At 71.2% G+C, this 288-nt stretch carries 1 protein-coding gene; it reads right to left on the reverse strand.

The window, feature by feature from the left end; genetic code table 11:
* Positions 1-288: diguanylate cyclase domain-containing protein (locus D0817_RS27290; protein WP_161568496.1), on the reverse strand; the 288-nt coding region annotated here is incomplete at both ends.

The raw sequence follows: 288 nt of genomic DNA on the forward strand, positions 1-288 counted from the left end.
GGGGGCGCCAGCGCAGCAGGGAGTCGGCGCCGACGATGGTGCCCGGGCGCAGGCACACGCGCGGCGGGAACGCGAGGAACAACTGGTCTTTTTCGCTCGCGCCGCGGATGCCGGCCTCGAGCTCCTGGGCGGCCTCGCTGGTGCGGCGCATGGCCAGCGAAAAGAAGTGCACGTCGTTGCGCCCGGCCGCCTTGGCGTGGTACATGGCCACGTCGGCCGCCTGGATCAGTTCGATCGCGCTGGCGCCGTCGTGCGGATAGATGCTCACCCCCATGCTGGCGCGGATGT

Source organism: Flavobacterium cupreum (assembly GCF_003996965.1).
GTDB lineage: Bacteria > Bacteroidota > Bacteroidia > Flavobacteriales > Flavobacteriaceae > Flavobacterium > Flavobacterium cupreum.